11 protein-coding genes are annotated in these 15,717 nt (G+C 41.9%); all 11 read left to right on the forward strand.

The window, feature by feature from the left end:
• Positions 1 to 38: 38 nt before the first annotated feature.
• Positions 39 to 1,241, forward strand: coding sequence for a type II secretion system inner membrane protein GspF (gspF, locus tag AK823_RS01565; protein ID WP_068034132.1), 1,203 nt, complete (start codon positions 39 to 41; stop codon positions 1,239 to 1,241).
• A 390-nt stretch (positions 1,242 to 1,631) separates the two neighbouring features.
• A complete protein-coding gene (gene gspG, locus AK823_RS01570) occupies positions 1,632 to 2,144 on the forward strand; it encodes a type II secretion system major pseudopilin GspG (RefSeq protein ID WP_203226566.1) in 513 nt (170 codons plus the stop codon).
• 301 nt (positions 2,145 to 2,445) lie between these two features.
• Positions 2,446 to 3,015, forward strand: a complete 570-nt coding sequence (locus AK823_RS01575; protein ID WP_068325681.1) for a protein-disulfide reductase DsbD domain-containing protein — start codon at positions 2,446 to 2,448, stop codon at positions 3,013 to 3,015.
• Positions 3,016 to 3,063: 48 nt separating this feature from the next.
• Positions 3,064 to 5,292 (forward strand): protein-disulfide reductase DsbD domain-containing protein, encoded by a 2,229-nt coding sequence (locus tag AK823_RS01580; protein WP_068325683.1) that lies wholly within the window; start codon positions 3,064 to 3,066, stop codon positions 5,290 to 5,292.
• Positions 5,293 to 5,829: 537 nt separating this feature from the next.
• Positions 5,830 to 7,299 (forward strand): phospholipase A, encoded by a 1,470-nt coding sequence (locus AK823_RS01585; RefSeq protein WP_068325685.1) that lies wholly within the window; start codon positions 5,830 to 5,832, stop codon positions 7,297 to 7,299.
• 14 nt (positions 7,300 to 7,313) lie between these two features.
• The gene (locus tag AK823_RS01590; protein WP_228138894.1) at positions 7,314 to 8,102 is read left to right on the forward strand and encodes a ComF family protein; all 789 of its coding nucleotides are present in this window, start codon (positions 7,314 to 7,316) and stop codon (positions 8,100 to 8,102) included.
• Positions 8,103 to 8,392: 290 nt separating this feature from the next.
• Positions 8,393 to 8,899 (forward strand): GspH/FimT family pseudopilin, encoded by a 507-nt coding sequence (locus AK823_RS01595; RefSeq protein ID WP_228138895.1) that lies wholly within the window; start codon positions 8,393 to 8,395, stop codon positions 8,897 to 8,899.
• On the forward strand, positions 8,899 to 9,471 hold the full coding sequence (locus AK823_RS01600) for a hypothetical protein (protein ID WP_068034141.1): 573 nt from the start codon (positions 8,899 to 8,901) through the stop codon (positions 9,469 to 9,471). Before AK823_RS01595 ends, AK823_RS01600 begins: the two co-directional genes overlap by 1 nt.
• On the forward strand, positions 9,471 to 10,523 hold the full coding sequence (locus AK823_RS01605; protein WP_068325687.1) for a PilW family protein: 1,053 nt from the start codon (positions 9,471 to 9,473) through the stop codon (positions 10,521 to 10,523). The genes AK823_RS01600 and AK823_RS01605 overlap by 1 nt, the downstream gene beginning before the upstream one ends.
• Positions 10,524 to 10,537: 14 nt before the next feature.
• Complete coding sequence (locus tag AK823_RS01610; protein ID WP_068325689.1) at positions 10,538 to 11,503, forward strand: hypothetical protein; 966 nt, start codon at positions 10,538 to 10,540, stop codon at positions 11,501 to 11,503.
• 55 nt (positions 11,504 to 11,558) lie between these two features.
• Positions 11,559 to 15,713, forward strand: coding sequence for a PilC/PilY family type IV pilus protein (locus AK823_RS01615; protein ID WP_068325691.1), 4,155 nt, complete (start codon positions 11,559 to 11,561; stop codon positions 15,711 to 15,713).
• Positions 15,714 to 15,717 lie beyond the last annotated feature (4 nt).

Below are 15,717 nucleotides of genomic sequence, written 5' to 3' on the forward strand. Positions count from 1 at the left end.
CTTCTTTTGTAATCCATGACCCTAGGATATTCGCTGCTATGCCTGCTTATCATTATAAAGCGCTTGATGACCAAGGCGGTGTCCAAAAGGGGCTACTCGAAGGTGATTCTGCACGGCAAATACGCCAGCAACTCCGCGATAAGCAATGGACGCCAGTAGAAGTCAATGCAGTCAACGACCAACAAGGGCGACAGCGTAGTCGCTACAAAAAACCCTCTGCTTACGAGCTGGCATTATTGACTCGCCAGCTGTCCGTACTACTTGCAGCAGGTATTCCGCTCGAAGAAACACTGGCAGCCGTCGCCAAGCAATCACCCAAAACTCATATCAAGTCTCTGATGTTGGCAGTACGCTCACATGTCTTAGAAGGTTTAAGCTTTGCCCGTGCACTACAGCAAGCAGCTAGCTTCCCACCGTTATATATTGCTACTATCGCTGCTGGTGAAAAGTCCGGTCACCTTGATCTTATTCTTAATCAGCTGGCCGATTACACTGAAAACCGCTTTGCCTTACAAAAGAAAATCCAAGGGGCGATGGTATATCCCATTGTATTGATGGTCATGGCAATCAGCGTCATTATGGGCCTGATGAGCTTTGTCGTACCCAAAATTGTCAAAGTGTTTGAGCAGTCTGAGCAGGCACTACCACTGATTACTCAAGTGGTGCTTGCGATGTCCAATGCCATTACCCAATGGTGGTGGCTAATGTTACTGGTATTAGTGGGTACAGCACTGTTATTTTATCGGTTTGCACAAACGCAGGCAGGCAAGCTTACTATTGATAGTATCGTGCTTAGATTGCCGATATTGGCGCGGCTCTCTAAAGGTCTGAATGCTGCACGCTTTGCCAGTACGCTTGCGATATTGGTACGTTCGGGTGTACCACTAATTGAAGCGCTGCATATTGGCGCTGCGGTCACCACCAATCTACATATTAAACAAACCATTATTACCGCTGCAGATCGGGTAACAGAAGGCGCCAGTCTGTCAAGCCAGCTTGAAAGAACGCCTTATTTTCCACCGATGATGGTACAGATGATCAAAAGTGGTGAAAACTCAGGCGAGCTTGAGAGTATGCTCAGCCGTGCTGCCACTATGCAAGAGGCGGAAGCGACTAACTTTATTAGCACTTTGCTATCGTTATTAGAGCCGCTAATGCTAGTACTGATGGGAGTTGTAGTGATGATTATTGTGATGGCGGTCATGCTCCCAATTGTAAATATGAATGATTTAGCTGGTTAGCACTGGCTGTTTTCTGTGCTCTTATGTTCGTTTATTTCTGCTTTATACCACTTTTTATTCCTAATTTTCATTCTTTTGATTTATATCAACCTTACTGTAGGTTTCTTAAATTTTTCTTACTGTTGTATATTAATGAATGAGAGAGAAATGTACTGTCGTCCATCAAATAGTTGGGCTATAGTGGCTCTCATAAATACAAGTAGCTCTTGTAACTATTAGCGTAGCTGCTTTGGCTACAAGTAACTATAGTAATAATCTAAGTGCGATGGTAGATAAATATAAAATCATAGTTTATAGTGATAATCGTCTTGATATTTGTGTATAACCGTAATAATAAAAGCGATGACTATGATTGATAAAACCCAAACAAATGCGACAAAGCAGTATTTTATGAAAAGCATACAATCCCATTTAGATACCAACGACTCTACTATTGTTAGTTTAAATGCTATTAGCAGTCGAGCAAGAGTGCGCCACCGTCAGGTTGGCTTTAGCCAGTCAGGCTTTACGCTTATCGAGATTATGGTTGTGATTGTTATCCTAGCTATTTTGGCAGGATTGGTTGTACCAAAAGTGGTAGGACAAAGCGATAAAGCGCGTGTTAAAACGACAGAAACGGCACTGTCGACCGTGTCCAATACGCTTGATATGTATAAGGTAGATAACTCACGCTATCCAACGACAGCACAAGGTTTAGAGGCGTTAAGTACGCCACCTGCCGAGGCGAAGAATTATCCTGAAGGTGGTTATATCAAAGGTGGTTATCCGACCGATGGTTGGGAAAATGAGCTACAGTACGTCTCTCCAGGTAGCGAAGGTCGTCCTTATGATTTATTTTCTTTAGGGGCTGATGGGCAACAAGGCGGCGAGGGTCAAGATGCTGATATCTATGCGCAACTATAGATATCATGATAAGCATACTGATTAATAGACTACTGATTAACAAGCTACTAGTAACGGATAACTAGAACATAATAACTATCAACCAATAAGGCGTTATTGGTTGATATTTTTTTATGACCACATAACTGTCCCACTTATATAAGTCACATCAGTCTCATAAGTATAGTAATAGACCTAAAAATCTCCTAACCAATTCCTAATGCATTAAAAGTCATTATCGATATAACGCCAGTCTCAGAAAAGAATACATCAACCAAAGTCAGATTTAGTTCTAAACGTTAGCAATTAAAGGTAATTATTCATGTTGATAAAAATGCCAATAACAAAAACAGTCGCAATATACAAACGTACTTCTAAAAAGTCTAATGCGTTTGCACTTGCTATCATGAGCACCTCATTGATGATGGGGTTATCAATGGTTTCTATGAGTGCTCAGGCTGCAGGTCTAGGCGATCTGTTTGGTAACAACAGTGCTGCAAAATCAAAGTTTTTGCCAGTAGATAAAGCCTTTCAAGTTGACAGCATTACCAACGCGACGTCTAAAGGCACGCGTTTATCCATCACCTTTGATATTACCCCAGGTCATTACGTTTATAAAAACCAGCTTACTTTAAGTTTCCCTAAAGGTGTGAGCGCAACCCCGTTTACTTTTAATCAAACCCCCGTCTCAATTGATGATCCAACTTTCGGTAAAGTACCCGTATTTACCCAAAAAAATATGATAGCAACCACGACGCTGACGACTAATAATGGAAAAGGGGCGAAGAATGCACCGCTCGTGATTGGTTGGCAAGGCTGTGCCAAAGCTGGGTTATGCTATCCGCCAGAGAAAATCAAAACCACGGTTGATATCGCAGCAAAACGTAAGTAAATATCGATTAAGTCGATTTAAGTATTAGTAATAAATAGGCAGTCCTTTATGTCCATTAAGACACCAGAAAAACCTCCATCGCTCACTGCAAATCGTTGTTCCAAAAAGTCTTATCTGTTGGCACTTACTTTAACCAGTAGCTCATTACTGACTGGATTGGTCGCTACTGGACTGACCGCCACATCCATGACAGCTCAGGCTGCTAGTTTGGGTGATTTATTTGGTAGTAACAAAAGCTCATCGAAGCCAAAATTTTTGCCAGTCGATCAAGCATTTCAGGTTGGTAGTGTCAGTAAGCCTGTCGCTACAGGGACGCAGTTGTCGATTAACTTTGATATCACTCCTGAACACTATGTCTATAAAAACCAAATAAAATTAACCTTGCCTGCTGGCGTGACTGCTGCGCCATTTACTTTTAGTCAGACGCCGTACTTAATTGATGATCCAACCTTTGGCCGTGTCCCAGTATTTGATCAAGCTAACATGGTTGCGACTACGGTATTAAGCAGTACGAGTGGCAAAAGTGTAAATAATGCAGCCGTCGTTATTGGCTGGCAAGGCTGTGCTAAAGCAGGGCTTTGTTACCCACCCGAAAAGATTAATACTACTGTCAATATCGCTGCGACTTCGCAACAAACTGCGGCAAGTAGTGCTGGTACTTCTGCCCAAAACCTTGCCCCTGCCTCTACAACTAAAGCTTCTACAACTAAAACCTCGACAACGAACGATAATCTTACCAACAATACTCAGTTGGCTGCGAGTACCACAACGACAGCAGAAGCGATAAATGTAGCTGGTGCCGACAGTCTTACGTCTACAGCAGAGCAAGCGGAGACAGACGACGAGGTTATTGATTATGCTTTGCTAGATGACAGTTCTTTAGATGGAGAACTTGCAGCTACCAATACGATTTCTGGCGCAGATACTAACGTCATAGGCAGTGATACGGTCAATAACGATACGGTCAACAGCAATGATATAAATGCTAATAGCTTAGTTGATGGTGACCCATTTGGGCTAGCATCGCATCCCTGGTTGGCATTAGGTTTATTGTTTTTAGCAGGTTTAGGCTTAGCGCTAACCCCGTGCGTACTGCCCATGCTGCCTATCGTTGCCAATATTGTGGCGCGTCAAAAGAACCCCACAGTCAAAAAAGGCGTGATTTTGACCACCAGTTATGCCATTGGAGTCGCTACAGCCTATGGTATTTTGGGCGCAGTCATCGCAGTATTTGGGGAGTCATTAGGAATTATTGGCTGGCTACAAAACCCAATTATCTTGATTAGCTTTGCCATCATCTTTGTATTGCTCGCACTATATATGCTGGGCTTATTTACTATTCGTCTGCCACGAGCAATCAGTAGTAAAATGCAAAGCTTGAGTCAAGCGGGCGATAGTAAGCTTGGTAGTACGGGAGGCAGCTGGGTTGCTGGGTTTTTATCAGCATTGGTCGTATCGCCTTGTGTGTCCGCGCCACTATTTGGCGCATTGCTGGCAGTTTCGACCATCGGTAGTCCGCTGCTTGGTTTTGTCGCCTTATTCATGCTTGGTTTTGGTCTATCAGCGCCGCTGATTTTGATTGGTGCCACCCAAGGCAAAATTATACCGAAAGCTGGCGAGTGGATGAACTGGGTCAAACAAGGCTTTGCTTTATTATTATTCGCAGTGGCGTTGCTATTAATTGAGCGCGTGTTTGTATCCCCTGTGATGCTGTTAGTATGGGCATTATGGTTCATGGTTGTGGCGACATGGGCGTGGAGCTGGCTGGGTCGTGGCCGGATGCTTACCCAAGCACTTGGTTTAGTGACTGGTATTTGGGCAGCTTGTTTGATTATTGGCGCGGCACTAGGTAATGATGATAGTTTACATCCGTTAGCGTCACTGAGCGCTGCACCGATGATGCTACAGTCGGCTAATGGTCAAGCGGTTGGTAATAGTAGTGCGAATGATGAGCACGTTACGACGCTTGCGCAATTAGATGCAATTATTGCCGCAAATCCCAAGGTCATCGTTGATGTGACTGCTGATTGGTGTATCGAATGCCGAATTATGGATAAAAATTTATTCCGTAGTCGTCCAGCACAGATGCAAGATTGGCAACTGGTCAGACTTGATATCACTGAAACCTCGGCAGACTCCAAAGCAATCTTAGCGCGCTACAAGTTATTTGGGCCGCCAGCATTATTATATTATCAAGATAGCCAATTAGTGAATCAGCAAGTTGGTGAAATTGGACGTTCAGAGTTTGAAGAGACATTAACTATGCTCAATAAGTAACGCAGCACCAGTAACACTTAGCATCATATATGAGTCAGCATACTGTTATTACACAGTTGCTGGCTCTTTTTTTAGCTGTCAAATACCTGAATATATATTGCAGAAATGTCACATGGTACGTTACCAATACTAAGCAATGTAGGCTGGTAAATTGTAGAGGTGAGCTTGTTAATGAGTAGTGTCATGATTGAACGGTATATCATTCAGACAGCTTGATTGATAAGAATGGCTTAAATTATCAATAAGTTAGAACGATGGTTTTTTTACTTTAAAGTAGGTTTGGGAATCTAATAAAGAGCAATGTTAGCAATTTAAGATTGTACTAAGTACGGATAATTCTAGTATAATGCGCGTATCTTTATTACACTAAAGCAACAATACTAAAGTTGTACTAGCAAAACGTAGTGACTGTAATCTATATATTATGCTTGTTCTTTAGTTTTAGTAACTTTTGCTCTTTAGTTTCAGTAACTTTAATAATTTGAGTAACTTCAGATAATCTGTCGGCGATAATGCCAATTAAGACCAAGGACACCTATGTTTGTTCATACTATCTCGCAGCGTCAGGCCGTAAGCCCTATTACTGTTTACCAAGCTACCGCTTATGTAGGGTCTAAAACCCGTTTGAGTCTTGCCGTCGGTATAGCACTAACTTGCTTCACCATGCAGGTACATGCTGCAGATAGCAGTCCGGTCTATAATGAAATATTTGTAAAAGATGCAGCTGTTGAATATGAGGATAGGAATGCGTCACAAGCTATCTACAAGCAAGCCGAAAATTTAAATAAGCCTGTTAATGCATCTGTCAAAGAAAGCACTTATAAAGAAAGTGATTATAAAAATAGCGACTATGCTGCAAGGCAATCAGAGCTATTTATTGAATGTACGCAAGTACAGACTAGTGCGGCACGCTTGGCCTGCTTTGATAAGGTAGCAGAAATAGGACAAGTTCCTAGCTATACAATGACTAAACAACCGCTAGATCTGGCGAAGACTTTTAGAACGACCATAACAGGTAATCCGCAAGTAGTATTTGCAGAAGAAGAAACCGCTACCAACGGTAATAACGGAGAGCTTAATAGTCAGTCAACCTCTAACGGAAGCCTAGATACGGTCGGATTGACTAAAGGGGAAGCCCAAATCCTAGAGGAAGCAGGCGTCACTCAAACAGATATTGAGAGATATACACCATTAAGTCTAGCCTACGATCTTGATAAAAACAGTGAGCGCGGTACGTGGACGGCAAGACCACATAATCCTAACTATGTACTGCCTATATTTTATACCGCTGATCCTAACCTTAACCCAACGTCAAGTAATGTAGACGAACCAGGAAGAGAGTACTCTTCTAACGATATACGTAATACAGAATTGAAGTTCCAGTTATCTCTAAAAACCAAAGTGGCTGAAGATTTGTTCGATACTAGCGCTGACTTATGGTTTGGCTATACTCAGCAGTCGCATTGGCAGGTTTATAACGAAGACGATTCAAGAGCATTTCGTGCGACCGATTATCAGCCAGAGATTTTCTTAACCCAACCAGTGACAGCCAACCTACCATTCGGTGGACGCTTGCGCATGTTAGGGGTAGGGGCTGTGCATCACTCAAATGGTCAGTCTGATCCTATATCACGCTCATGGAACCGCGCTTATCTAATAGGTGCTGCTGAATGGGGCAAGCTCTCAGTTATTCCGCGTATATGGGCGCGAGTAAATAATGAAGATGATGATAGCGATGATAATCCAGATATCACAGATTATATGGGTCATGGTGATTTAACTTTGTTATATGACCTGCCTAATCAGCAAAGTATCAGTACTACTTTACGCTATAACACTGATACTAATAAAGGCGCTGCACAGATTGACTACGTTTATCCATTAACGAAAAACGTCAATGGCTTTGTGCAGCTGTTCCAAGGTTATGGCGAATCAATTATTGATTATAACCATGAAAACACGTCTGTTGGTGTTGGGATAGTGCTCAACGATTGGAAAGGGTTTTAATAAAAACCAATCTAATGATGCAGCGCTTAGCTCCATATCAAATTGGCCTATGGCTGGCAGAGTATATCAATCTACGCTGTCAGCTATGTCATATCCATCGTAGCGCATCGCAAGTATCTAGCGTTACCGCGCCCTCACATCATAATCATATATATCAGCGATTGAGCACAGGTCTTTTGTGCCCCCTCTGCCAAGACAATATAGCGTGGCTACCTGCAGTCTTTAATGTGGATATTGCCGCAAGCATCTCTTTGCCCGTCCAAGCAGCGACTTATTACGACTATCCAATTCGACAAGCCATTCGCGCTTTTAAACATCATGAAGACATGACCAAATTACCTCTATTGGTACATGTATTACGCCAGCTACCAAGACCAATGGGCTGTCATAGCAGTAATAGCGTAATCTTACCGATGCCTACCACACCCAGTCGCCTAGCTGAGCGCGGTTTTGATCCAGTGACCATCCTGTCTGCCTATTTATCCAAACATTGGGATATTCCCATTTGGCGCGGTGTTCAGCGTATCGATCATACTGTCAGTCAGCAAGGTCTGACACGTGCAGAACGCCTAACCAACTTGAACGATGCTTTTTTGCTTAATGAGCTACTACCTGTCAAACGCGTATTACTATTCGATGACGTAGCGACTACCGGTGCAAGTCTACAAGCATTAGCTCGGACGCTATATGGCGAATCCTCCTTTCATGATCAAAACTCCCTTCATAACAAAATCAGTGCTCCTGCCTCTTATCCTTATCATCTATCTGCCTATGCACTTGCACATGGTAGCAATAACAAATAACCATTGATGTTAATGAATAATCTACGATAAATATTTTTATGTAAAATAATGATACTGTATTGTTTCTATGTTACATTAACTTTTCTCAATTCTCATGCTTCTTATATTTTATGCCATTAAAAAATCTCTACAAGACGTATCGTCTATAGGGACACGCTGAATATTGTTTAATAAATGCAATGGAATGAATATTGCAACAAATCTCTGAAGAATCAGCAAAAGATGAGATACATTCATGCTCGTTTCTTATGCCTTGATAAATTTTTAGCTGTTATTAATAGGATATTGATGTGAACGCATCTTTGTATAGCTCATCATGCCAACGACCAGCAACCAGCGCAGGGTTTACTCTGATTGAGCTAATGGTGACTATCGCTGTGCTTGCCATTATCGTCAGTATCGCTGCCCCTAACATCAGTAATCAGTTAGCCAACCAACGGGTGAAGTCGACAGCTTCAACGATAGAAAATGCGTTAAAAGAAGCGAAAGCTGAAAGTATCATACGTCGTCAAAATATTACCGTTCTATATAACGCTAATGCCAACCCTAAGACAGTTACTGTATTGGATGGTAGTAATCCTCTTTCTACTTATAACGTTCATAGTCAAAGTATTGTCAATCAAATCATTGTGCCTACTAGTGTCACTGCTGTTACCTTTCAACCCAACAAAGTAATGTTCGGCGGTGCCAATGTTACCTATACCATTTGTGACAGCGCTTCTACTAATGAAACTCCTAGACAGGTAAGTCTTAGTAGTATCGCTAATATCAATACTACAAATACTGGGAGTTGTTGATGAAAACACAAGTGTCTCAGAAAGGTGTTGGATTAATCGAAGTTATGGTGGCGTTGTTGTTATTGACAGTGGCTGTACTAGGATTCAGTGCTATGCAAATGAATGCCATAAAAGCTACTGATGAAAGCCTTATGCGTACTCGATCAATATCTACAATGAAAGCTTTATCGGAAAGTATGCGGATATTACCCAATAGCGGTCCGATTTATAGAGAGCAAGTAAACAAGGTTTATAAGGTTAGTAAAAAAGCTGATAGTGATTATGTTATAAGCGCCTACTGCGAGGATGTTAAAGCTTATAGTGCTGCCGCACCCGATTGCAATGCAGGCAACTGTAGTATAGATGAAGCAGTCAACCACAATGTTGGGATGATTCTCAACTCAGCTTGTGAAAAAGATATTGCGTTGAATATGGAGGTCTGTACAGATACCAGCGATATGAATGAACGTCAGTGTATCATTGCTGCGTGGAGTCAGACTAAACCAACTATGAATGACGAAAAATACTCCTGTACAGATGCCAATGGAACTTATAAACCAGGTGCCTCATGTTTTATCATGGAGGCTTATTAATGTTTATTTTACATGGCCCCTCATCTCAAAAGCCTATTAAACGGCTACTCATGACACAACAAGGTTTTACCTTGATAGAGTTGATGATCTCATTAGTTTTGGGATTATTAATATCAGCAGCAGTGATGCAAGTCTATATAGCTAACGTCAGATCAGTAACGCTGCAAGAAGCAGGTTCAAGTATTATAGATTCCAATGTCTTTGGCATACCTGTATTAGAAGATCATGTTCGACTTGCAAATTTGGGTCTTGCAGACACTATTAATGATACCAACGAGGGAGCAGGAATAGTTTTGACTCAAACAGGTAATTTAAAGAATATAAAATTGAATGGCAATAAAGATATCCCTCTTGCATTACTGACTAATACAGGTGATGTGACAACGAACAGAGGTGCAGGTAATCAATGGTCAGCTATGACAGCGACAAACCAACCAAGCGGACAGTTGACTATACAGTTCAGAGCACCGCAGGACATGTTTGACTGCGAAGGTAATCCGGCTTTGGGTCCAAGACAGGTAAATATTAACAAAGTCAAAAAAGTTATCGGCGGTCAAATTATTATAGAGCGTTACTATTTAAATGCTCAAAACGCCTCTAAACCCAATCAGCTATCCCTATATTGCGATGCTGGCAGATATATCACTGAAGATATGGATGATTATGTAGAGCAAGGTAAAGCGGACAAGCCCTCTACAGTACTAACAGCTAAGAACCTGATAAGAGACTTTGGAGAAAAAGGTGGAGTAGTGATTCAAAATATGGACTACTTTGATGTTTTGCTAGGAACAAACGAGGCTGACGAAATTCGTTATTACACTGTCAAGCAATACACTGAATCGGTAGACAAACCTGATGTTATCTCAGTAAAGGTGGGCGGAATCATACGTTCTAATAATATAGTTCAGACATCAGAGCTGTCTAATGAGTTTTCGGTTTTGGATAAAGACATCGAACTTAAAACTGATGCAACAGATGTAGAAAAAAAGTACTTACGCTTCGTTTTCCAAAATGAAATTGCTTTACGAAATGCAAGACAAAAAAACTCATAACAAGGTGGAATATTATGAAAAATCTCTCATCTATACCCACCGGACAGCAAGGCGCTGCCTTGATCGTCGTGTTGTTATTTTTAGTCTTAATTATTTCAGCAGGCTCAATAGCGGTTAGAAACAGTACTACAGACTTAAAACTTGCGACGAGTGAACAAGCAGAAACTTTACTGCTTACTACAGCAGATAATACCAATAAAAGTATTGAGCAGCTTGTCAATATAGACATAACCGACAATGAGGCAGTGATCCAAAAGAATCTTGCGCTTAGCTCAGCTGGTATGTTTGGCTATTTTATGAATATAGGTGCAGAGGAAAATCGCGGTGATCAAATTGTTTTTTGCTATCGTCCACGTGCCTCCTATTTTTTTAGAATGAATGAAGCCACTGTAATTGACCCAAGTGGCGGTAGCAAGCTGACAACAGGTGCTTCAAGCTCAGGAGGCTTCTGTCGTGTCAGTAAAGCGGAAGATTTTAGTAGTGCTCGCAACAATGTCATGACTCAAGTGGCTATTACTAGGCCTAGTAGCGGCATGGTAACGGCACAACCTTTCGAATTTGTACCGTTAGAGGTATCAATACAAACTAATAACACCAACAGTAGTTCACCTAATTTTCGTCTATTTAGTACCTCGTTTTTGCCAGGACTGACTCAAGCAAAAGAAAGCGAAATCTTGAAGTGTCTGAAAAAACCGAATCAAAACGCTGCTGACTTCGGCTACGCGGCAAAAGATGAAGACGATAACGATATTATAAAATATTATGATGAGACATTAAACCAGTGCTTAGCACGTATCGGCGCCCCTGCAACAACACTAGTAGAAGATGTGAAGCTCGAGAATATATTGACATCCGAAAAATGCTTAGACTATGGCAAAGGTGCTGCTAGCAACGCATTCAGCACAGCTTGTCAAAAAATGTTGAGCGTGACAGCATCTGGCGCACCTAAAGCAGCCAGCGCATCAAGTTCAAAAGATTGAGTAGATTAAACATAATGCTGTCTTGTATTAATATTTACACTCCAAGGAGTACAACATGAAAAAGCTTAACTTATTATTAGTGCAGCAATGTACTCCTCAGGCAATGTTCAAAGTCTCTACGCTAGCGCTCGCATTATCTGCAATTAGTATGTCAGTCACGACTACTACTGATGCAGCGGTTAGTTACGATACCAGAGGTGTTGCAAGTTATAACACCTTGGGAGATTTATCAATCTATCAGCCGCCTACTGGTGAGATTCAGCCCACGGTCATGCTAATGCTAGATAAGTCGGGTAGTATGGGTAACTTTACCCAAGGCAGAACACGTATTGATAGCTTGTGGGAGGATTATGGTAGCCTTGATTATAAACGAGGGAATTACGTTGTAGTAGAAAATAGAGAAGTAACAAGGACAGAGGTTGTTTGTACTAGATACAACAACAAGGGTAAATGTACTAAAGAGGAAGAGGTCAAAACTACTGTCATTGAGCCCACGAACGTAACTTATTCCTACCATACGCCTAATCTAACGGGCAAAAACGGTAAGGCTTGTTATTATAGTAATGACAGCAAAGATACTGTACAAAGTGCACTAAATAGAGGGTCTTACCCTACAGATTTTAAAGAGAATTTTATTAGTCAGACCCGTCTTGACGATGGTGAAAGATATGATATTACTTATTGTATAGACACCAGCGTTCTAGATGCTCGTACGGTGCTTGAAACCGCTGCAGGCGATGTGCCAACCAACTGGCGACTAGATAGAATGAGTGCGCTAAAAGCCGCTGTATTTAAACTGCTACGCAACCCAAAAATGGGTGACAATATCAGTGCTGGCGCGGGATCTTATGGTCATAATAATGGGAGGTATGGAAAGATCGGTGTCGCTGCCAAACCTTTAAAAGATGGGCAAAAAGATAATATAAGAAAGTATGTTGCTGGTTTAGACCCCTATGGGGGCACACCTATTGCGAGAGCTCTTGCAGAAGCTGGCGCTTATGTATTGGGTAGCTCTACAGCTGCTGGCACTTCAACTTATAGTGGTTTTTTAGATACTGCCAATGATGGCGTTATCCGTAATGATACCAACTATATCAAGCCTGAAAGCTCACAATGTGCCGGCACTGGTATATACATGTTAACAGATGGTGAGCCTAACAATGGCGCATCTTACACCCAGTATATAATGCAATCAACACTAAATGATAACAGCTTTCAATGTAGTGGTTTAATGAACAATACAGATACTGCTAGTGGGGGTGAGGCAAGGTGGGACTGTATTGGGGATTATGCCAAGAAATTAGATACTAAAGGTATCAAAACCGCTATGGTAGGTTTTGGTAGTAGTTTCAATGTCTTTAACAATGCTAGTAACTATCAATCAATACAATCAACCTTATCCGATGGTACACCTTATGAGAAAAAGTACTATCGCTGTGACCTACTAACGAATAAAGACGCACAGAACTCATGTAATCTAGGTATGGAGTCAAGTGACGATAAGACAGGTTTTGCAGGATATCCTGGCGTAGGCGGTTTTGGTGAGGGCGGCTTTTATTATGCCAAAGACTCCAAAGATATTGTCAATAGCGTGTTGTCTTTCGTTACCAAACTTGACAACGAGTTAGCCAGTATACCTTCTGGGACGATTACCATTCCTCAAGATCCACTAAGCACGCAAAATATCCAACCCTATGCCTATTTACCGATGCTTGAACCAAAAGTAGGGAGTAATTCGTTAATATGGCCTGGTAATTTAAAAAAGTACGAGGTCAATCAAGGTACGCTGTACGGTAAGTCAGCGACAGGAACCACTGCTAATACGCGCTTATACGTCAATATTGATCAAAATAAAAAGAATAAAGAAAATAGGGATAAAGATGGTATAGATACGACAGGAAAGAGATTTCCTACAGATCTAAACCCAAATGTTCGAGATCTATGGAGTACTAAAAACTATCAAGGTGTTGATGAAAATGGTAACACGATTAATATCAATAATCGTATTACCGCAGGTGGCTTTTATGCGCGTCTTAAGTCACCAACAGCAGCTAGTAATACCACTCGTGCCGTCTATGTCGAGAATAACGTTGGTTTAAAGAAAGTAGCGGTGACCGCTGGTAAGTTAGTAGGATTTGAAGACTTAGATAGCAGTTATGGTGCTGAAGAAAAATTATATCTATTAAGCTTTTTAGGCTACGATATAAATATCGACGCAAACCTAATTAAGAAAGTAAAGGATGCAAGTGACCAAGAAGTTGAGCTTGCAAAACTTATCACTACTCCCAGTGGTGATGTCAAAGTATTGGGCGGTGTACTGCATTCACAACCTACCCTAGTGAGCTATGGGGGCGATATTAACTCACCTGAAAAAGACTCTGACGGTGATGGCACTATAGACGCTGATGCTGGTCAAATCTCCACCGACGCTAGTGACCGTGATGATTATGTCATGTTTGGCTCTATGGAAGGCGCATTGCATTTAGCAAAATCCGAAACAGGTGAAGAGGAGCTTGCTTTTGTCCCAAAAGCTCTGATAAAAAGCCAAGCAAAAGCCCTCAAAGATGCGGCTGTAAATACGGATGCGACGATACGGCCACCAGTATTTGGTGTTGATGCACCGTGGACATCTGCAGGCGAGTACAAATATACGTTTGCTACTGATGGTAGTGGTGAAGTATCAGCAAGTAGCATGAAAGTATACGGCGGACTGAGCAAAGGTGGGGTAGGTCTATACGGATTGGACGTGAGTACTATCACTGATCCAACAAAACTATTTACCATTAATGAGACAACAAGTGGTTATAGCCGTATAGGTATGACGATGGCAAAGCCTGTCGTCGGTAAGATTAAAGTCGGCACTGGTAGCGATGCGATCAAAAACGTCATTATCTTTGGTGGTGGTTATGATAAGTGCTATGAAGACCCTACCTTTAGACTGAATTCAACCATAAACAATATCAGTGGCTGTAGCAGTATTGCTCAAGCAAAAGGCAACGCGGTATATATTGCCGATGCGGATACAGGAGTGCTGATTGCCTCTATTTCAGGAGCAACTGCAGGCGGCAAAAACGTCAGTGTGTCATCCATGAAGCATAGTATCGTAAGTGAGATTACGACGCTAGATCGTGACAACGATGGATTAATTGACCATTTATATTTTGGTGATTTAGGTGGACAAGTGTACCGCGTAGACTTGCAGAATGGTCAAAGCTTGAGCTCAACCGCAGGTCTCAATACCTTTGTGCGCCGCGTTACTAGAGTGCTCAATACTAGCGGAGATAGTACCAGTGACGCTACATCAAAGCTTTTGGCTACCAAAGGCTTGCAGTATCGATTCTATGTTCAACCTTCAGTGAGCTTCTTTCAGCCTGATGGTACTAATGGACAGCGAATCGCCGTTGTAAATATCGCCTCAGGTGATCGTAGCAGTCCATTATCACGACATCGCAATAGCTTATTAGAAGCTAACCGAGTCTTTGGCATTTTAGACAGAGATATCGTCGATCAAAACTTGTATGGCGACAAGATTACCTTAGTAGCGAATGAGTTGACGCTAGATAAATTAGCGTCACTACCTTTTGACAAGGTAACAACACCTATTGGTGTGACTCCAGGAGTAGCAAAGACTAAGTCTGGCGTGATAGCAGCAATGCAAAGTGGGGTGTTTCAAGGATGGAGCTACCCATTGACCTATTTTGACGGTTATTCAAATATCAAGCATGTCAAAAGTATGGGTACAGGCTTAGCAATGGGTGGTGTCTACTATATGACCGCTTATAGCCCTGAGATGCAGTATGACACTACCGTCAATACCTGTTCTGCTCAAGTAGTCGGCGGCTCAGAGCGTCAACTGTATTGTCTCCCGTGGGGGATCTGTGAGGCAGATACCTCTAAAAACGGTACAGGTGGGTTTGTACGGGCCGGTAAAGGGATACAAGAGCTGTCGTTGGGCGCTTTTAGTAAAGAATTTACCAATGTTCAAGTGCTAATAGGCAACCAGACATTCTCAGAACAGGTTGTTGATCAAAACCGTAGTGGCTACGGTGATAGAAGTTTTATAGATACAGTACCTGACGTTTTACCTCATAGTGTCAATGGAAGTAGCAGACCTTCTGATACAGGTGGTATGGGATCGGCAGGCATATTTGGTAATACAAGTGGCTATGTACTTGATACTCAGAGTTGGTATCGAAAGTCTTCTGACTAGGATA

The sequence above is a fragment of the Psychrobacter sp. P2G3 genome, assembly GCF_001593285.1.
Lineage (GTDB): Bacteria > Pseudomonadota > Gammaproteobacteria > Pseudomonadales > Moraxellaceae > Psychrobacter.

Bases quoted from the DNA above. Each gene is read 5' to 3' on its own strand.
- gspF (WP_068034132.1), top strand. From the start codon at position 39: ATGCCTGCTTATCATTATAAAGCGCTTGATGACCAAGGCGGTGTCCAA.
- gspG (WP_203226566.1), top strand. From the start codon at position 1,632: ATGAAAAGCATACAATCCCATTTAGATACCAACGACTCTACTATTGTT.
- AK823_RS01575 (WP_068325681.1), top strand. From the start codon at position 2,446: ATGTTGATAAAAATGCCAATAACAAAAACAGTCGCAATATACAAACGT.
- AK823_RS01580 (WP_068325683.1), top strand. From the start codon at position 3,064: ATGTCCATTAAGACACCAGAAAAACCTCCATCGCTCACTGCAAATCGT.
- AK823_RS01585 (WP_068325685.1), top strand. From the start codon at position 5,830: ATGTTTGTTCATACTATCTCGCAGCGTCAGGCCGTAAGCCCTATTACT.
- AK823_RS01590 (WP_228138894.1), top strand. From the start codon at position 7,314: ATGATGCAGCGCTTAGCTCCATATCAAATTGGCCTATGGCTGGCAGAG.
- AK823_RS01600 (WP_068034141.1), top strand. From the start codon at position 8,899: ATGAAAACACAAGTGTCTCAGAAAGGTGTTGGATTAATCGAAGTTATG.
- AK823_RS01605 (WP_068325687.1), top strand. From the start codon at position 9,471: ATGTTTATTTTACATGGCCCCTCATCTCAAAAGCCTATTAAACGGCTA.
- AK823_RS01610 (WP_068325689.1), top strand. From the start codon at position 10,538: ATGAAAAATCTCTCATCTATACCCACCGGACAGCAAGGCGCTGCCTTG.
- AK823_RS01615 (WP_068325691.1), top strand. From the start codon at position 11,559: ATGAAAAAGCTTAACTTATTATTAGTGCAGCAATGTACTCCTCAGGCA.